The organism is Nocardia violaceofusca NBRC 14427, assembly GCF_963869435.1.
In the GTDB taxonomy this organism is placed as follows: Bacteria; Actinomycetota; Actinomycetes; order Mycobacteriales; family Mycobacteriaceae; genus Nocardia; species Nocardia aobensis.
On sequence record NZ_CAWMPM010000024.1, the window covers coordinates 67,889 to 86,857 of the forward strand.

Annotated in this window: 15 protein-coding genes; 6 read left to right on the forward strand and 9 right to left on the reverse strand. The window is 63.4% G+C overall.

Annotated features, from left to right (window positions below; all coding sequences use genetic code 11):
• Positions 1-2 precede the first annotated feature (2 nt).
• The gene (locus AC5592_RS19895; RefSeq protein ID WP_063065086.1) at positions 3-572 is read left to right on the forward strand and encodes a flavin reductase family protein; all 570 of its coding nucleotides are present in this window, start codon (positions 3-5) and stop codon (positions 570-572) included.
• Positions 573-1,081: 509 nt separating this feature from the next.
• On the opposite strand, the gene AC5592_RS19900 is transcribed toward AC5592_RS19895, so the two are convergent.
• The 9 genes from AC5592_RS19900 to AC5592_RS19940 all read right to left on the reverse strand — a co-directional run bounded on the left by AC5592_RS19900 (position 1,082) and on the right by AC5592_RS19940 (position 12,880).
• The gene (locus AC5592_RS19900; RefSeq protein WP_157122056.1) at positions 1,082-2,386 is read right to left on the reverse strand and encodes a hypothetical protein; all 1,305 of its coding nucleotides are present in this window, start codon (positions 2,384-2,386) and stop codon (positions 1,082-1,084) included.
• A 134-nt stretch (positions 2,387-2,520) separates the two neighbouring features.
• Positions 2,521-7,146 carry a DNA methyltransferase gene (locus tag AC5592_RS19905; RefSeq protein ID WP_063065087.1) on the reverse strand — a complete coding sequence of 1,542 codons (4,626 nt, stop codon included), beginning with the start codon at positions 7,144-7,146 and terminating at the stop codon, positions 2,521-2,523.
• A gap of 2 nt (positions 7,147-7,148) precedes the next feature.
• Positions 7,149-10,034, reverse strand: coding sequence for a helicase-related protein (locus tag AC5592_RS19910; protein ID WP_063065088.1), 2,886 nt, complete (start codon positions 10,032-10,034; stop codon positions 7,149-7,151).
• A 118-nt stretch (positions 10,035-10,152) separates the two neighbouring features.
• The gene (locus tag AC5592_RS19915) at positions 10,153-10,506 is read right to left on the reverse strand and encodes a DUF2510 domain-containing protein (protein WP_063065089.1); all 354 of its coding nucleotides are present in this window, start codon (positions 10,504-10,506) and stop codon (positions 10,153-10,155) included.
• Positions 10,507-10,536: 30 nt separating this feature from the next.
• Positions 10,537-10,965, reverse strand: a complete 429-nt coding sequence (locus AC5592_RS19920; RefSeq protein WP_083871417.1) for a PASTA domain-containing protein — start codon at positions 10,963-10,965, stop codon at positions 10,537-10,539.
• A gap of 120 nt (positions 10,966-11,085) precedes the next feature.
• Positions 11,086-11,709 (reverse strand): DUF4352 domain-containing protein, encoded by a 624-nt coding sequence (locus AC5592_RS19925; protein WP_063065090.1) that lies wholly within the window; start codon positions 11,707-11,709, stop codon positions 11,086-11,088.
• Positions 11,710-11,719: 10 nt separating this feature from the next.
• Positions 11,720-12,037, reverse strand: a complete 318-nt coding sequence (locus AC5592_RS19930; RefSeq protein WP_063065091.1) for an Rv1352/Rv1906c domain-containing protein — start codon at positions 12,035-12,037, stop codon at positions 11,720-11,722.
• Between the two features lie 31 nt (positions 12,038-12,068).
• A complete protein-coding gene (locus tag AC5592_RS19935; RefSeq protein ID WP_063065092.1) occupies positions 12,069-12,449 on the reverse strand; it encodes a DUF732 domain-containing protein in 381 nt (126 codons plus the stop codon).
• 53 nt (positions 12,450-12,502) lie between these two features.
• Positions 12,503-12,880, reverse strand: coding sequence for a hypothetical protein (locus AC5592_RS19940; RefSeq protein ID WP_157122059.1), 378 nt, complete (start codon positions 12,878-12,880; stop codon positions 12,503-12,505).
• Positions 12,881-13,098: 218 nt separating this feature from the next.
• Between AC5592_RS19940 and AC5592_RS19945 the strand changes: the two genes are divergently transcribed.
• The 5 genes from AC5592_RS19945 (at position 13,099) to AC5592_RS19965 (ending at position 18,837) form a co-directional block, all read left to right on the forward strand.
• The gene (locus tag AC5592_RS19945) at positions 13,099-15,072 is read left to right on the forward strand and encodes an N-6 DNA methylase (RefSeq protein ID WP_198163887.1); all 1,974 of its coding nucleotides are present in this window, start codon (positions 13,099-13,101) and stop codon (positions 15,070-15,072) included.
• A complete protein-coding gene (locus AC5592_RS19950; RefSeq protein WP_063065094.1) occupies positions 15,069-15,704 on the forward strand; it encodes a restriction endonuclease subunit S domain-containing protein in 636 nt (211 codons plus the stop codon). The genes AC5592_RS19945 and AC5592_RS19950 overlap by 4 nt, the downstream gene beginning before the upstream one ends.
• Positions 15,705-15,743: 39 nt before the next feature.
• The gene (locus tag AC5592_RS19955) at positions 15,744-17,174 is read left to right on the forward strand and encodes a serine/threonine-protein kinase (protein WP_232329453.1); all 1,431 of its coding nucleotides are present in this window, start codon (positions 15,744-15,746) and stop codon (positions 17,172-17,174) included.
• 342 nt (positions 17,175-17,516) lie between these two features.
• A complete protein-coding gene (locus tag AC5592_RS19960) occupies positions 17,517-18,479 on the forward strand; it encodes an FtsK/SpoIIIE domain-containing protein (protein WP_198163888.1) in 963 nt (320 codons plus the stop codon).
• Positions 18,480-18,540: 61 nt separating this feature from the next.
• Positions 18,541-18,837 carry a hypothetical protein gene (locus AC5592_RS19965; protein ID WP_232329454.1) on the forward strand — a complete coding sequence of 99 codons (297 nt, stop codon included), beginning with the start codon at positions 18,541-18,543 and terminating at the stop codon, positions 18,835-18,837.
• Positions 18,838-18,969 lie beyond the last annotated feature (132 nt).

Consider the following 18,969-nt stretch of genomic DNA (forward strand, 5'->3'; position numbering starts at 1 on the left):
CGATGGCAGATTCGGTCGATGTGGCACACCGGCTACTTGCGCCGCGGATCGCCTACCTGATCGGCACGACGGACGAAAACGGCAACGCCAACCTGATTCCCGTTTCCAATCTGACATCGGTGTCCACGAAGCCACAGCAGGTGGCGCTAGCGGTGCTCAAGCAGTGGCGGACGTACGAGAACTTGTTAGCTGCCGACGGATTCACGGTGACAGTCCCGACTATCGAGCAACTGGAATCGGTGTGGAAACTGGGTGCGCGTTATTCGAAGTTCCCGGTGGTGGATCCGGTCGAGAAGTTGGCATCGTGCGGCCTAGAGTTGGACTACGACGCGTCGTCTTACGGACCGATAGTGCCCTCCGGGATCGGTTCGCTGAGTTGCCGAGTGGTGGCGCGAATCGATCTGAACGGTGACCACGGCATCACGGTCGGCGAGGTTGAGCAGGTGTGGTTCAATGCGGAATATCTCACGGCGGAGGGCAAACCGAAGGCGACGACGCACCCGCTGATGCAGCAGACAGGCAATCTGTTCACGACTTCGGCGGAGGCAATGGCAACGGTGGATTACTATTGACAGCTATTGTCGTTCGGCTGGACCACATGGCTGCTTTCAGCATTGTTGTGTTGTCGCGTCAGACACGACCAGGAGCCCGCATGAACCCGTACTTTGACGGTACTCAGCGGAGGGCAGAACGCCGAGAGATGACGACCGTGAATTGAACTGGACTTGAGGTCGCCGCGCCCTGTATAGCCTTGCGGACAGTCGGATTGAGTGTGCTCATCTGGTTCGGGTGTTCGCTGGAAGCGGTCGGCAAATGGGAAACGCAGCGGCTCAGGCATCATCACCTTGGCGCGAAGTACTCCGAATGAATGGACACGGTCCACAGACGGCTCGGTGACGAGCGAAAGGACGGCTCGGCGACGAGTGAAAGGCGCTTCGATGCTGCTGCACTACTCCTGCAAGCTCCAGTGCAAGTTAGCATTTCTGCGCCTTACATATCCACGGCCGCCAAATGCTCGACACTATCATCGAATAGGTTGAGGTCGACCCAGGCTGCCAGCGGTCAGCGGGCCAGTTAATATTCAGGAAGGTAACGTGGAACTTGACACTATTATCTGCTCTGCGATGAATCGAATCAATGTCACCTCTCGTATCAATTGTTTATCATGCGAGAATGGAACGAACTTTGCCTTGGATCCGTCTTTACTGTGAACTAGCGCGTTCCTAGTCTTATATATTCTCCTAGCTAGTGCGGCAAATACAGTCAAGGAGTCGGATCCGGCGAGGTCAACGAGGTCTCCTTCGCAGAAATCCACTGTATTATCTGCGTAATATTGAACAAGTCCGCTTTCGAACTCGTCAAGGTCCGACATTAGTGTCCCCAAATCTAGGTAGCGCTGTAACGTAAGCTTCAATGCGACCTCTTCGCTAATGATGAGTTCTTCTTTTCGAAGCTGCACCGCCTTCGTTACAGTGCGAATTACACGCCGCATGTCTGCCGTTCGCTTGTATGAGAAGTTGGGACCAGTAATCTGAGCCTGCAGTTTCGCAACCAAATCTTCCTCGAAAACAGACTCAAACCAGTGCTCGGCAACATGGTAATATGAGATATACTCAAGCATCGGGCTTTCGACCGAAACTCCGAGTTGATAGTGATAGACCAAGTCTGGAACATAGTACCGTCGCGGCGCATCCAAGTCGTTAATGGTGGAACGTCGCAGGCGGGAAATCCGGGACGGGCGTATAAGCTCTTCGACGTAACGCTCCTGGGTTATTGCCACATCGAGGTTGTATCCAAGTTGAAAAAAGAATGCATCGGCATACCGCTGCCATTTATCAGATGGTGTCGCTGACTTCGATTCCAGCCTCAATGTCATAATCTGCAGATACCGCCCAAGTACCTCCAAAATGTCAGTCGGTGGATTCTCTTGCCGGTGAAGTCGATCCATGAACATATACAACGGTAAGGCGGAAGTTCGAAGGTTTCGAAGGTTAGCGCCTTCTGGAATGTTTAGCAGCAGAAATATGAGATACGCGTCGCTTGCCAGGCTAACTGTATATGATATCCCTTGTTGGTCATCGGAGACAGTCAGGGCCTCTCGTCCAGGTCGAAGCAAGTGTCGTGTATTAATCGAGCTATCTCGCCTAAGGAGGACTTCGAAACTCTTTCCAAGGACTACGGCAGTCTCGTCAACCTTCTTGTAGGACTGTACGTGGGCAAGCGTTTCAGTCAGGCGTTCATGACTGAGATTTAGCAGAGTTTCGTGCCTATCGATGCGGAATTCATAGCCTTCGTCAATAGCGCGCGGCGGTGTGCGAAATATTTCTCCAATCATCTCCGCGACGCGGTCGTGCGATATATTCATTAACTCCTCAATCTCCTTCACTTGAAAACTTTCACGACAGCCCCGCGCTGCGCGTATCTCTGGGTCGCTGGAACTGATTGTGAATAGCTCGTGAGATCGCTGGCAACCATGGCTCTCGGGCCAGTCGGAATCTCAATCGGATACGGTCGCTCGGGTCATTCTGTAACAGGCGATATGGCAGAGAAGTACTTATGGGCGAGTTGCATGTCGCGCTCGCGGTCGACGCCGACGAACGGTTCGGCGTAGGTGATGCCGGCGACGGTCAGTTCGGAGTAGTTGAGGTTGCCCTTGTTACAATATTCGGAGGCTAGTTTGGTGGGAAGTTGGCGGCCGTTGGCGTCGTAGAGGGCTTCGCGTTCGTATTTTTGTAGGACGGGGAATTGGGTTCGGTAGATGGTTAGAAGTTCTTCGGCGGTTATGCCGAGCATAATGGCCACTATGGCGTCGATTTCTACCTGAGCTTGCCGGCGGTCAGCGGGTTTGCGGAGGGGGGTTTGCCAGGCCCACTTGTTTTCGACATCCCCAAGGTTTCCCTTGCTGGGGTAGGCGGTGCCGATGTTGGGGATCCAGGAATCTTGCTGCCATTCGTCTGAGTACAGCCCCTCCCAGAGTGGGGCGTATTCGCGGACCATGCAGTTGAGGCGGAGCGTGCGGAGGATGAGATGGGGTTCCAGTGGATGGTTGCGTATGAGGGGGATTCGGCCGACACTGGCGGCCTTCAACTCAGACATGCCGGCCACCTTGACGAAAAAGTCGGCGACAATTGACGACCAGATTCCGCTGGTCACAACGAGATCCGCAAATGTTGGGAAGGCCGCGCTGCGGAGAAGATCGACGTGGCATGGGCCGGGTGGGATGATGGCGCTGTGCAGTGTCCGTACGGTGGCGGGATCAGCCATGCGACGCCAGGCGAGCCGGAAGTAGGTCGAGCTGGGCTCGTTGTTCCACTTCGGGTAGGCGGCCAGGTAGTCGGGGAGGGGGCGGGCGACCTGGTAGTTGGTTCTCGGGATGAACGTTTCCGGGATCGACTCCAGATCGATGAGGGAGTAGTCGACGTTGCTGCGCATCGTCGGGTTGCCCTGTTGGTAGATCGGGGTGGCGACGGTGAGGTGTGGGCCCTGGAGGATCGTCTCCTGCCAGGTTGTGGGGACGGCCGAACGCGACTCGAAATAGCCGAGTTTGCGGTCAGTCGTCTCGTTCCATCCGGAGGTCCAATCGAACTTGATATCACCGAGTCGTGGTGCGGCGGCGATCTTGTCGAGCACGGCGGCGCTTGCCCGGTTGACCGGATACAACATGCGCGCGGTCTCGGCGGCTGTGCCTGGTTCGTCGACGAGTGCTGCCCAGGCGGCGAGCTCGGTCTCGGTGACCTCGATGATGCGTTCCGGGTGGGGGCGCACGTCCCAGTTGCCTTCCGGGTCTTTCACGCCGGGCGCGATATCAGCGGGGGCATGACCGGACTCACTTGCCATGAGTGACCGGGCGGGAACGTCAGGGTGGTACAAAGCGGAGCCCTGGAGGAACCGTACGGGAGAGTCGGCGCCATAGACGTGAACGCCGTACTGGCGGGTGTTGTTGATCTCAGAGAAGAGTTTGAACTCATTGCGAAACTGCCAGTGGCGCTTCAGGTGCCGGTACGTGGAACGTCGAAGTTCTTGGGCCCGGGCTTCGGTGAAATGGCTCTCTGGATGAATCAGGGAGACGATGCCCTCAGCGCTCGCGGACCGCCAGGTGCGCTCCATGAAACACCGATAGAGGTCAGGACGTAGTCCATCAAGCACCGGACGGTCAACCGGCGATCCTAGGTGAGCACTCTGTGCGGCTTGGGCAGCCCTCTCGTCCAGAAACATCTGACGGACCGCTGGAATTGTCAGCGCTTCCTCGGCCTTCCGCTGCTTCTCCGCCTCCGATGGTTTGTGCGCCAACTGCCACCACGGATCATGCTCGGCCAATACCCCGGCCTCATCCCAGTCAGGCCGCACCCAGGGCGGATTACCGACCTGAAGATCGAAACCACCTCGCGCAAACACGGGCGCGAAGTCCAGTTCCCAATGGAAGTAGCCGTCCCGCTTGGAGATGCCATCAGCGACTTTGAGCCACTGGTAGCGATCGAGCGCGGTTGCGATCGGCCGGGCGCCGGCGAAGGAGAGATCCACTTCTTCGGATTCGTCGAGGCCGTTCCAGTCGAGGTCGCCGACGAAGTTCATCTGGTTTGCGGACGGTGCCTTGTGCTTGGGCACATTCGAGGTCTTGCCGTGGGGGATCTGGCCGAGGATGGCTTCCAATCCGCCGATCCAGGAGTCCCACGAGGGCGGGGCGATCTCGGTGGTGAGCGGCCAGGACCACAGGGCGCACCAGGCGTCCATTGCTCGGCGCAGGCGTTGGAAGACTCCGTCGGGGTCGTTGAGGACGGTTTCGATCTGTTCCCGAGTGACGGCTGGCGTGTGGGGCGTGGGCTCGGAACCCCATAGCTGGATGTCGCGGCGGATTTCGGATTCGGCGATGGTCAGGCGGCGTTGCGCGAATTCCCATAGCGTCTCCACCCGTTGCGCCAGGCCCTGCAACCTCGCGACTTGATCCTTTGCGGGTGACTTGCGAATCTCGTTGCGCCACAGCCGAAGGGCTTCGCGTTGGTCGGGTGCGTAGGTCTTGGCTTCGCTGGTGTCGACCACGGCACCCCACCCCTCGGATGGGAGTAGGAAGTGGTGGATGCCCGCCCCGACCTCGGTGCCGAGCGGAACGTCCTTGGGGACGGTCTTGAGCCATGCCTTCTTGGCGAGTTCGTTCGGCATGTAGACCGCGCGACGGGCGCCGATCAACGAGTTCCCTCGGCGCAGGTGCAGGCCGAACCAGGGAGCCTGCAGACCGGCGACCATCGTGTCCAACCACAGCGAGATTTCGGCCAGCTCGACAGCGGTCGCATTGAGGTCGACTCCGTACACCTGGTGAAGAGCGATGTGCGCCTTCACCTTCTGCAGCTCAACCGGATACTGATCCGCCTCGATCAGCTCCCCAAGCTCTTCCTGCTTCCGCGTGAGATATTCACCCGCAAGCTGTCGGACGGCCTCGATGGCGAATGCGCCGGACCCGAGCGCCGGTTCGCAGATGGTGAGCTGAAGGATCCCGTCGGCAGTGGTACGAGTGTCGTTCTGGTCGAGGAGTTCCTCCAATGCCTGAGACACAACGAACTTCGTCAATACCTCGGGCGTGTAGTACGACGCCGACTGCTGGCGCTCGCGGCCGGCGAGGCGGAAGACAAAGGTGCCCTCGCGGTGGATCACCGGCTTCAGCTCATGCGTATCCGGATCTTCAGCGCGGACGAAATCGGATTCGGAGAGGTGGTCAGCGCGGCCGACGGGAACTACCCACGAACCCTTCTCGGGATCACCGTTCTTGGCGACCTCGTACAGGTCCTCCTCCGCGAAGAACCCGGTGTAAGACATCAGCCCCTCATACACCGCCCCCAGCTGGTTGATGCCGAGTTCGGCGTAGCTGATGAAACCGCGGTCGCCGCCTTTGCGGCCTTTCGACTCCTTCGTGAGCAGCAGGTGTTCCAGCACGCGTTGGGTGGCTTCGTTGCCGAGGCCCACCTCGTCGATGAGCGCGGTTGCCTTGGGGGAGAACAGGTCCGCGCGCAGCGGGTTGAATTCGAGACCTGGCGCCGGATCGTCGAGAACGTTCTCCCGCACGGCGGGGGCATGGCCGCGATCAACTAGGTCGAACAGCTTCTTCAGCGAGTCGTACAGATGCGTCCCGTTGCGGGCGCGGTGGGAGACCAGTTCGGTGAGGGTGAGTTCGCGCAGCCGGTCGAGTCCGTACCCCTCTTCGTATTCGGCGGCTCCGGTCGGCAGCACCTGCATCTCCGGCGACGCCTCCGCGTACAGCAGGAACAGGATTCGATACAGGAACCGCAGCGAGTGTTTGGCGAGTTCGTTGCCGTCGATGCCGTCCATCGTGAGCTCACGCTCGCGGCGCCGCCGCACCACCTCGTTGGCGATGATTTCGATGGAGAGCCGGATACCTTCGCGGAGGTCCTTGGAGACGCCGACGGTGTGTTTGACGGAATCTTCGAGGACGCCGGTCCACCAGATGCTGCCGTCGGCGTCGGCCTTCAGGGACTGGTAGCCGAAGATGGCTGCGGCGCGGTCGATTTCGCCGCCGCGGGCTTCGTGTCGGCGTTCCACCACGACCAGTAGGTCCACGGCCAGGTAGCGACCTTCGGCCCAGCGTTCGGCCTCGGCGAGCAGCAGCCATTGGCCGGCTTGGACCACCACGAAGGCGGGGGGAGTGTCGGAGCGGAAGGCGGCCGATACTGCCTTCGAGGCCGACTCGATCGGTTTGCCGTCCTCGGTGGCCGGGGTGATCAGCAGGCCGGTTTCCGGCGCCAGCAGATCTTCCAGGGAGTCGACCGGGTTGGCTTGCAGGAATAGCACATCGGGGATGTCGGGTAGCTGGGCGTCGGGGATTTCCAGTTCGGAGCCGGCGCGCTCGGCGGTGAACGAGGTGAGTTCTCCCTGGTAGCCGAAGGCGGCGCGAACCTGGGCGTGGGCCTTGGGGGCGGCCTCGGGGTCCTCGGCGAGGGCGGCCAGTGCGGTTTGCAGGTCGCGGGCGGCCGCGAGCAGGGTGCTGCGGACCGTCGAGCGTCCCTCCTTGGCTTCGGCGTCCCAGGTTTTGCGCAGCTCCAGGACCTTGCCGTGGAAGGACTCCTTCACCGAATCGGTGGTGAAGTAGTGCTCGCTGATCCAATCCTCGCCGACGACGATGGAATCGAAAGAGGGCATGGTCACTGATCCTTTTCGGGGACGATCACGAGCAGGGGACGCACCAACTGCTGTGTGGGAGCGAGGGACTCGGCGAGACGCTGTTCCTCGAGGATGCGCTGCGACAGTTTCTCGACCTTCTTCTTCTGGCCGCTGAACAGCTCCAGCTGTTCGGCTCCGGCGTGCCAGCGGTCGGCGCGTTGCCGCCAGGCGTTCAGGCGCTCCTGTGCGGAGGCCTTCTGTTCATCGAGAACCACCTTCATCGACTGGGCCGCCTCACGGACCGCCACCGGGATGAGGGGTTGTAGTTCTTCGAGGTCCTGGAGTGGTCCCGGATTCGAGGTGCCGGGCCGCAGGCCGGTGTCGGTGGTCAGGAAGTTCAGATCCTCGATCGGTTCCACCAGGCAGAAGGTCGGGTTGGCAGGGTTGGGGAATTCGGCGGTCGAGAAGACTCGGGAGACGAGTTGGCCGCGCCGGTTCATCAGGGTGCCCATCAGCAGCACGGTCACCGCGTCGACTCCGCCGCGGATGGCGAAGATCTGGTTGCGGCCCAAGGCGCTTAGCGCGCGATCACTCGCCCAGTCCAGGACCGGGTGCAGCGGCCCGAGGAAATGGGCCTCCGGCCACGTTGTGTCGTTGACGCCCTTACCTTCTCGCGCCGCACGCAACTGAGCGTCGCCGACTGCGGGGGAGGTGGCGAGCTTCAACCGTTCCAGCACGCGGCCATCGGTGAGATAGTTCTGCGGGAGCTGGCCCAGCCGCTGCTTGAGATCGCGGGGCGGAATCAACTCGGCGATACCGTGATTGGTGTGCCGCGTCCAGCCGACGCCACCGGCGGCGGGATCGGCGTGCGGGACGTCGTGGAATGCGGCACGCAACGCCTCGTCCAGGAAGCTGATGTCATCGGCGTACAAGCTGTGGCGCGGTTCCTCGGGGAGGGTTTCGGGTTCGTCGTCGGTCAGATCGAATTGGGCGAAGAAGGCGTCGAGATCGTTCCCTTCGGCCACCTCCTCGATGTCGCGGACTGTCTCGTCCAAGCTGGACTTCCCGGCCAGGACGTCCCGGATCGCCGATTCCTCTTCCCCCACACTGTGTTTGCCCATCAGCGATGCCACATCACCGAGGGTGCCGTGCGCCTGATTCTCGCGTTCGAGCAGACGTGACAGCACCCGCAGATCGCCGGAGAACTCCGGATCCGAGGGCGCCAGGATCAGCGACGAGATCACCGGCGGATGCTTCTGGCCGTAGCGGTCGATACGGCCGTTGCGCTGTTCGATGCGGATCAGCGACCACGGAATGTCGTAGTGGATGAGGTGATGACATTGTGCGTGCAGGTTCACGCCTTCGGAAGCCACGTCGCCGGTGACCAGCACGCGGATCGGCGAGGTCTCCAGTTTGAAGCTATCGACGATCTGCTGCTGCTCCACGTCGGAGAGGCCGCCGTGCAGCATCGCGACCGCCTCGGGCTTCAGGCCCAGTGCCGTGGGCAGCAGGTCGGTGAGCCATTTCAAGGTCGCCACGCGCTCGGCGAAAACCACTGCGCGCGTGCCGGATTTCGGACCTACTCCGATTTCGCGCAGACGATCGACGAGGGCTGCTTGCTTGCCGGCGGATTCGGTGAACGCTTTGTCGTTGAGGTCGGCGAGCCGGTTCAACGCTTCCAGTTCGGCGCGCTGCTCGGGGGTATGCGGGCCGCCCTTCTCGCGGAGTTTGTTGCGGCGCTGGTTGATCGATTCGCCGAGGGCGGCAGGGGAGGACAGGAATGCCTTCGCCAAGGTCCAGGGGAACAATGCCTTCGTTTCACCCGAGTACGGCGAGCGGCCCGACTCCGGATGCAGCCATACCTGCGAAAGCTCCTGCGCCACCAGCTCTTCCACGGGTGAGGGCGTCACCAGACGGTGCACCGGCTCGGCGCGTTCGGCCCAGTCGCTACCGACCTCCGCGGCTACCTCGGAATGATGGCGATGTCGGCGGATCAGCAGTGATTGCACGTCGTCCTTGGTGAACGAACCATCGGCCGCGACCGCGGTGGGGTCCAGGAGACGCAGCAGTTCGGCGAAGGACTCCTCGCGCCCGTTGTGCGGAGTCGCCGACGCCAAGATCAGCGCCTCGGTGTTCGGCGCCAGGATGCGAGCCAGCTCGTTGTTGAGCGTGCCGACGTTGGTGAGGTTGTGCGACTCGTCGATCACCACCGCATCCCAGTGCTGGCGTTCCAGATGTGCCTTGTAGCGGGGGCTTTTGAGGGTGTCGATCGAGATGATCGCGCGCTTGTAGTAGGTGAACGGGTTGCGGGTCGCGGGCAGTTTCTGCCGGACCTTCTGAATGCCCGCCGAATCCAGGCGGACGAACGGGAGCGCGAACCGGCACCACAGTTCGTGCTGCATCTGCTCGAGGACGTGGCGCGGGGTGACGATCAGGATGCGTTCGCCACGTCCGCGTCTGACCAACTCGGACAGGATCATGCCGATCTCGAGCGTCTTACCCAAGCCCACGGCGTCGGCCAGCAGGATTCTCGGTCGAATATGTTGCGGGTCCAAAGCTTTCGCCACCGCAGCACGCTGATAGCCGAGGGAGTCGGCGAGCATGCGGGTCGAGACCGTCAGCGTCTGATCGCCGTAGGGGAACGGCGTCTTGCGGAGCAGCGACTCCAGCCACAGCCGGGAGTCGCGGTAGCCGGAGGAACCGTCGGGGACCACCTGCGCCTTGGCCGGATCGAGGACTTCGATGTCGTCGAGACTGCGGTAGAAGGTGGCGGTGGTGTCGGCGACCAGCTCCGACAGCCCACGCACCCGCAGCACCCACCCATCGGAGCCCTGTTCGGCCGAGGTCACCAACCATTCCTCATCACGGACCACCACGATCGAGCCGGGGGCTACCTCGAAGGTATCGGGCGGTTCGACAGTGGTCATCGACAGTGCTCCTGGGGTCGGGGTCGGCGGATCAACCTAGTATCGGCGGTGACGGGCGGGATGTGACACACGACCGGTCCTATTCGGCTCGCGTTGTGGCCCGAGTGCCGAACCCTCGCTACAGCCGCGGGGGAGGTGGTTGCGTGAATTCGGTCCACTTCTGGCCGTCGAACCACCGCAGCACACCAGCCTGATCGGGATACCAACCCGGCGGTGGCCCCGCAGCCGACTGCGGCGGCAGGCCCACCGGCGGTGGCCGCTTGTCACCGACGCGCACCAGCGCTCGAATCACCAGCACCAGCAACGCGATCGGTGCGGCGGCAATCGCGATAAGGATCAGCGCGTGCGCCGGCGACATGTCCATGTCGCCGGCGAACCAGCCGAGTGCGGCCAGCCCGGCCCCGATCACGAGCAGCTTGACCCACCACTGTGTCGGCCCTGTCGGGCGGTTGGGCGGAATTGAATTCGACATATGGGCTACGGAAAGTCACGCTGGTTGCGATCAGGAGCAATCTCCCGGTTCGCCCTTCTTCACCACCGACAGCACGGCGTCGCCCTCACCGATCGGGACGCCGGCGGCAGGGGTCTGTGCGACGACGACCCAGTTGCGGTCGAGAATCTGCATTCGGCCGGCTCCGGTCGCATCCTTGCTTCGAGAGAAGAACACTCCGGCTTTTTGGATGAGGTCCTGTGCGGCCTGCAAATTCATGCACACGACATTCGGCATCGGCACTGTCACGGCTTGCGTGGCCGCCGGCGCGCTCGAGGGCGCCTGTGCCTGGGGTGTTTGTGTTGGAGGTGTCGTCGTCGGCACCGGGACAGTGGTCTTCGTATCGGCGATCGTCGGCTGCGTGGTCGTCGTTTCCGTCGCTCCGCAGGCGGTTGCTGCCCCGATGGCAGCGATAGCGAGGTATGTCGCGATTCTTTTCAAGGCACGGTTCCTTCCGGCGGGGGATGTGTCTCAGTAGACGAGGTATCGGTGGGGAGCGGGTCGCTTCGGGCTCGGCGCCGGGGTGGGCGCGTGGGTGCCCACCCGGCGCCGATCACCCGGTCAGCGCAGCGAAACCGTTGCGCCGCCGGAGAACATGGAGTCGTGCAGAACGATCCGGTCCGGTTGGGAATCGGCCGGGAGGTCGAAGACGACTTTGGCGGTAATCGTGTTGCCAGGGTTGATGTTTGCGTACATGCTCGTGTCGGCTTGCAGATTGATCGCGGCCGCGGTGTCGTTGCTGAACTTGCGGTCCTGGGTGTCGTAGAGGTCCTGGTTGCCGGGGGAGAAGCCGTAGGGGACCTTCGAGGTGTTGAGCACCGTCATCGTGACGATCGTGTACGCACCCTGGGCGGTGCGGCGTAGGTAGGGGTTGTCGCCGACCTCTTTGACGCCGGTCTGCACGTCGGTGACGGTGAATTCGAATTTGCCGTCGCGGACCGGAGTATTGATGCCTGGTGGCGGCGGCTTCGCGGCCTCCGGCGCGCTAGCAGAGTCACCCGCGGTGGTGCTGTGCTTCGAACCGGCCGAGTCCTTGCCACCGAGGCCGGCGATGCAACCGCCGACACCGCACAGCAGCACAATGCCGACAACCACGATCAGTAGCGCCTTCGGCAACTTGGACTTCTTCTGCTGGATTACGTACTGCGGCGGTATCTGCGGATGCGGTCCGGGTTGGTAGGTCATCGCGTCCGCCCTACTCGTGGGTCCAGGTGCAGCCCTCGACGTTGATCACGTCGCCGGCCCGTAGTTGTACGTAGGAGGCGCCCGAGTACGACTCCATATCGGTGGCCTCCGAGGATTTCGCGCCCTTGTACGGCAACCACGTGATGAAGCAGTAGCCGTAGTCGTCGGCACCCGGGCCGGAGGTGTAGTAGGTGCCCTCTTCGACATCGGTGCCGACCACCTGCATGCCCTCGTGCAGGGTGGTGGCGGGCGCGGCGGATGCTGTGGCGGCGGCGACGGTCAGGGCCGCCGAGGCGATGAGCAGTGCGGGAAAAGTTTTGCGGAACATGGTCGTAACTCCTTGATCGTGGGGGAGAGGATCAGAGCTCGTACTGCGGGCAGTAGGCCTCGATGGCGGCGTCGAGGAAGATGTAGGGGTACTTCACGGCGCCGCGGGATTTCTCCGCGAGCACGATCTGGTTGTGCGCGGAGTTGCCGTAGGCGTCCAGCCAGTGGCACTCCGCCTGCGCGAGCTGGATCGCCGAGTCCTGGCCGCTGCAGGTGTCGTCGTCCTCGGCGTAGTTGCTGAGGAAGAGATTGTCGGCGCCGCTGCGCGGACCGCAGCTGCTACCGGCCGAGCCCGACGCGGAGCCCGAGGAGCCGGTGTCGGGGGCTGCGAACGTCGCCGGCGCGGCGACGGTGAGAACGGCGGCGGTGGCGCCGGCGGCCAGGAGGGACGCGACGATACGAGCTGTGTTCATGATGCTTCCTGATGGTGAAAACGGCTGTGGCCGTGCTGGTTCGGGGATGAGGTTCAGCTGTTGTCTGCGAGCAGGTAGTGGACCAACCAGATCGGCGACCACAGCCCGCAGGTGATGAGGGTGAGCACGAGATGCAGCCCGTGCGGGAAGGACCGTTTGACGACGATCTGTGCGCCCGGCGGGTACTGCTGGATCACGTGCATGATCGGCGGCGAAACAGGCTGGGGGACAGCAGTTTGCGGGTATCCGGTGAGGTGATCCATCGGGTGGTACTGCGGGGCGGCCGGAGGAAACGGCGGATACGACTCGCTCAGCGATCCCGCACTCGGAGGGTAGGGCGGCATCGGCTCCGATGCGGGCCGCTCCGGCGGTGATGGGGCCGGCTTCGGGGGCTCCCATACATCGATAGGTGTGTCGGGTTCGTCAGTCATGGGGAAGTCCTGTCGTCTGCGAGCAGCGTCGATTCGCCCCGCGGAGACGGGACTGCTGCGGAGGGGCCGGGGTGGTGCGGTGGTCCACCGGCGCGCCTTTCATTTCTGAGGCTGATGCAAACAGTAGAATGGAGTGAAAACATTGTCAACAGAGTTAGGAAGATTGATTTTTGCTCAACTGTCCAGCAGGGTGTGAGCAGGCCTATGAGAGGAGGGGTATGTCGAAGCCCGTGTCGAAGGTGAGTGCCGCGGAGATCTCGCGCCTCGCCGGTGTTACCCGTGCCACGGTCAGCAACTGGCGCCGCCGCCACGACGACTTCCCCGATCCCATCGCCGGGAGTGAGACCCGGCCGCTGTTCGATCTGCACGCGGTGCGACAGTGGCTGGTGGAGCACAACATCGAGACGGCGCAGTCGCCCGAGGCGGAACTGCGCACGCTGGTGCGATCTCATGCCACCCCGCTCGCCGTCACACAGGTCATGCAGACACTGCGGCGTGACGGTGACGAGTGGACGGCGCCGGACGCGCACGATCAGGAGCTCGCCGCCCAGGTGGCGTCGGCGTTGCGACTCGCATCGACAGCCGAGGGCGTCCGCACCGCCTTGGACATCCTTTCCGAACACGCGATGGGCGACGCGACCTCGACCGGTGTTTACATCACGCCGCAGACGGTCGCGACAACGATGGCCGCGTTGGCGCGTTCGTCGACCACCCCCGAGGTGCACAGCGTGCTCGATCCGGCCTGCGGCAGTGGATCACTCCTGCTGGCCGCGGCAGATGATGGTGCGGGCGAGCTGTACGGCCAGGATGTGGTGCCGGTGCAGACCGAGCGGACCCGGCTGCTGCTCCAGGCGCAGACCACGGTCGAGCCGGACGTGCGGACCGGGGACAGCCTGACGGCGGACGCCTTCCCCGACCTCCATGTCGACGCGGTGCTCTGCAATCCGCCTTACGGACAACGTGATTGGGGATCCGGCGAACTCGCCTTCGACACTCGATGGGACTACGGACTACCTCCGCGCGGCGAACCGGAACTGGCGTGGGTGCAGCATGCGATCGCGCATCTGCGGCCGGGTGGCATCGCGGTCCTGTTGTTGCCGCCTTCGGTCGCGACTCGAACCTCCGGACGAAAGATCCGGTCCAATCTGGTGCGCACCGGAGCCCTGCGCGCGGTGATCGGGCTGGCGCCCGGGGTCGCGCAACCGCGACATGTCGGTCTGCAGATCTGGGTCCTGCGTCGACCGGAAACGGATGCTGCGGTGGCGGATTCGATGCTGTTCATCGACAGCACCGGATCGGCGGTGCATGCCGAGGGGGACCGGCTGGACCGCGACGCTGTAGTCGAGATGTGGCGCGCTTTCGACGGTGACAGTCCCGATTCGGCGCAGGAATCCGGAGTCTCGGCAGTGGTCCGCCTGGTCGATCTGCTCGATGACGACATCGATCTCACCCCGGCCCGCTACGTCAGGTCCGCCTTGGACTCCGGCGCGATATCCGAGCAGATCGCCGCGTCGCTCGACCGCCTGACCGCGGCGGCATCGGAATTGAATTCCGTGGTGACGACGGTGCCGGACTGGTCGGAATCGACGGGAAAGTCCTGGCGCTTCGTCACTGTCGCCGATTTGGCTAATCATGGTCAGCTGCAGTGGTTCCGGGCGGCCCCGCCCGGCGACGAACCGGCCGCCGGGAGCCGCCGGGTATTGACCGCACCCGATGTCGCCACCGGGAATCACGCGTCGGGAACCATGGATATGGTGCCGGCGGTGCCCGTCGAGGTGCGCGAAGGTGATGTCCTCATGCCGGCCGTGCGCAGCGATCGTGGTGGACGCAGCGCGCGGGTCGCCACACCGGAAGACGCCGGTGCGCTGCTCGGGTCGCATGTGCATGCGCTGCGCGTCGATCGCGACCGTCTCGATCCGTGGTTCCTCGCAGGATTTCTGACCGGCGCCGAGAATGTCTCGGCCACAAGAACATCCACTGTGCGATTCGACGCCAGTCGCCTCCGGATACCGGTATTGACGCTGGGCGAGCAGCGACGATACGGCGCATTGTTCCGGCAACTGTTCCTCCTGCGCACCGTGGCGCGGCGGGCTTCCGAGACGGCCGGACACACCGCTGAGCTCATTACCACGGGACTCACAGCGGGCGCCCTCGAGCCGGGTCCGGAATCGATCGGAGGAGAGGAGCTGTGACCGGCCGGGCTGCGCACGGATATCCCGAGTTGCGGACCGAATTGCTCGAGCTACCGGTTCCCGCGCCGCCGCCCCTCGAATCCGAAACCGTTGCGCACGATACTGTTTCGCTGGAAGACCTGGTCGCTGCCGAGGCGCTGAGCGTGTACGAGGCGCCACCGTCCGTTGGCGTCGGAAACGGCGAGACGCCGATGTTGACGGCCAAGGATGTTCGGCTCGGGCGCCCGGCATCGCGCACCGGCAACGGGGCGGTGGCCGGTGCGGTCGTCGTCCGTGCCGGGGATGTGGCCGTGGTGATGGGTTCGGAGCCGGCCGTCCACGTGTGCCCCGACGATGGGGCGCTGTTGGGTGCCGGTATCCATCTGCTGCGCGGGAAGGCATCGGTCGTCGACCCGGACTTTCTCGCCGGGGTCCTGCAGGCCGCGATCGAGGAGGGACCGGTCGACCTGTACCGGGTGCGGATACCGCGGGTGCCGCCGGCCGAGCAACGCCGGATCGGCGCCGCGTTCCGGCAACTGTGGGAGCTGGAGGTGGCGTGGCAACGTCGGCGCACCGCGATCGAGCAGCTGGTGCGCACGGGCGTGAGGGGCCTGGCATCGGGCGGTCTGCGACCGGCTACCGTCGACGAGTAGGTTGACGTGTCGGCTGTTGGAGTATTCACGGAGGTAGCGGTGGAGAAACCGCAGATCGACGGCGGCCGGTACGAACTGGTCCGGGAGATCGGCGCCAGCGGGATGGGGCAGGTCTTCAAAGGCTACGACAGCCACCTCAAACGCCGCATCGCGGTGAAACTCACCCATGCCAATCTCGACCAGGACCCCAACTGGACGAAGAGGTTTCTGCGCGAGGCCGAGCTGATGGCGCAGCTCAGCCATCCCGGTATGCCCGCGATTCACGACGCCGGCATCTCCCTCGGCCCGCCCGAACGCCCTTATCTCGTCATGGAATTCGTCGATGGCATTACCCTGGATGCACTGCTCGCGCGGCGCGGGCCGCTGCCGGTGGGGGTGGTCGCGGCGCTGGGTGCCCAGGCGGCCGCCGTACTGGCCGCGACACATCGCAACCGGATCTATCATCGCGACCTCAAGCCGTCCAACCTCATGCTGTGCGCGGACGGGACGGTGAAGGTCCTCGACTTCGGCCTCGCCGTCACCACCGACACCGACATGACGCGCTACACCAGTACCGGAAACACGCTCGGCACACCGGCATTCATGGCGCCGGAGCAGGTCGAGGGACGCGCCGTGGTGGCGCAGACCGACCTCTATGCGCTCGGGCTGGTGTTGTACGAGCTGCTCACCGGCGACCGCGTGATGACAGGAAGTTCGCCATATGTGGTGTGGCAGAACCAGGTTCACTCGGTCCCCGCCGAGATTCGGCGGGAGCGGCCCGAGGTTCCGGCGGACATGTCGCGGTTGATCATGAGCATGCTCGCCAAGTCGCCTGATCGTCGGCCCGAGGACGCCGCCACCGTCCACACCGTGCTGATGCGCCACGCCAACGGCCTTGGCGACCTGGCGGAAGTGGGCGACTTCCATGGTCCCGCCCGGATGTATTCGGCCGCGGTGAGTGCGGCCGCCACGTCGCGCACTGCAGCGACGATCGTGGCACCGACGAAGATCATCGCCGTCGACGAAACGACTGCCGCCCCGCCTCGCAGCACGGACTTCAGCCGGTCCGACATCCAGCGCGCCATCCGCCGCGCTCGCGATCTCGCCGCCGAATCCCGCTACACTCCCGCCATCAGCGACCTCGAAACCGTTGTAGAACAGGCAGTTTCACAGTTGGGCGCCCGGGACGCGGACGTGGTGGAGGCACGGCTGAGCCTGGCAGCTCTCCGCTTCGACAGCAACGACTTCGCCGGCGCCGCAGCACTTTTCCGCACACTCGTCGACGACCTTACCGCCGAACGTGGCCCCTACGACGAACAAGTCATGCATTGCCAACGTCAGCTGGCCACCTGTGATGTGCAGAACGGTGACATCGATGCGGCGCTGAAGCGGCTGCGCCGGCTGCATAGCCAGATGGCGGTGCGGTATGGGGAGCAGGATCGGCGGGTGGTTGATCTGGCGGCGCAGATTCGGCATATCGCGGCCGGGTGATCGGTGGGGAGCGCTGCGGGTCCGGCAGGGAATCCAACCGACGAGATGCAGCCGGGAGCTGATTTGCTCGGCAACCAACGGCAGGTCGATGCTGACTCGAACCGCCGAGGCGTCGATGGATTGCGGGCTCGCTGCTGAGGTTCGCTCGACGCTGCTCATCTGCTGTCGAACACCCTCGCCAACATCGGATTCCGACAGCGTCGGCCGACGCCAAGTGAACGTGGGTATGGAGCTGCGGTCTACGATGGTGTCCTGTTGTGTCGAAATTGGTGTGTTCCAGGATGTTTCGACTGCGCACAGATCCGAGGCTGGATCGATGTTCGAACGGCGATGGAGTACTTGATGCAAGAACCCGACGGCACAGTCGATTTCGCTCGGCTTCATGAAATCGGCAGCCTCCCTGGCCTGGACGTGCGTGGCCGGTGGACGCGAACCGCCCCTTGGGGGCGGTTGAGCACGCCGATCGGAGTGGCGATGAACGGTGCGCCGGTGGTGCTGGATCTGAAACTCGGCATCGATGGGGGCGACGGACCGCACGGCTTGGTATTCGGTTCTACCGGATCGGGCAAGTCCGAACTGCTCCAGTCGATCGTGCTGGGTCTCGCCGTCCAGAACGCTCCGGAGGAAGTGAATTTCATACTGGCTCAGTCCATGGGCGACGACACATTCCATTCCATTCGTGGCCTGCCCCACGTTGCCGGCTATTTCCCGAACTTCGACTGCGACGACGAGAACCCCGACCTGGGGAAGCGCCTGCTCGATACCGTGGCGAACGAATTCACCAGCCGTATCGAGCACGTGGATTCTTGTGGAGACTTCGACACGTTCACCGAGTACCTTTGGGCGATGAAGGCCACAGGGGCGGCGAAGGAATCAATTCCGGCGCTCGTCGTCGTCATAGACGAGTTCTCGATACTGGCGCGAACCCACCGCCGCCACTTCTTGGATCTGGTCGCCGGCATCGGCCGGCTGGGCAGGGTCGCCGGCGTGCATCTACTGCTCGCCACGCAAGGCTCGAATCCGGAGGCGCTGCGCGCGATCAGCGACTTCCTGGCCTATCGCGTCGCTCTGAAGAGCTTCTCCCGCAACGCGTTCCGAGAAGTTCTCCACGATGACGGTGCGGTCGATGTGCCGACAGTTCCCGGCGAGGCGTACTTCCGATGTGGTTACGGGCCGTACTCGCACTTCCGCGCGGCCTACGCGTCCTACCACATCCACGCCGCGGACACCGACGACGGTCATGGCGTTCCGTTCGCGGCGGCCTTGTCGGCCACACTCGCCCAGGCGCACAGCCCGCTCAGATGACTAGGGTGAACCGCCGCGATGTGATCACGCCATCGGCTACCTGCGTCGGGATGTCTCCGGCGTGCGTCAACCGTGGGATGAGGCCCAGATCCGTTCGCTGGCAAAACGACTCGGCTACAACCTGCGCAAGATCCACACGTTTACGACTGAGGTCGACAACGTCGGGCTTCGGGTCCGCAACATCGCCGAACGGCTCGGAGTCGAGGCCGTGTTCGTGCCCAGCGTCGTCCACTTCGAAGGCGGTGTAGTCCCCGCCAAGCTGGTGGAAGTTGTCGATGTAATCACCGTCGAACCCGAATACACTTATGCGCGATGGGCTAACGGAGAACTGCCGGCCGAGATCGGGCGCGACCAGTGACGGCAACGTTAATGCGCGGCCATGGCTCGGTCCGCTCCAACAACGGGGTGCCCCTGGCGAAGGTTTCGAGGTGCGTTGGTGGGTTTGCCTTGGCAAGTGCCGGTTACCCGCCTAGCCGAATGGCGTTCCGGG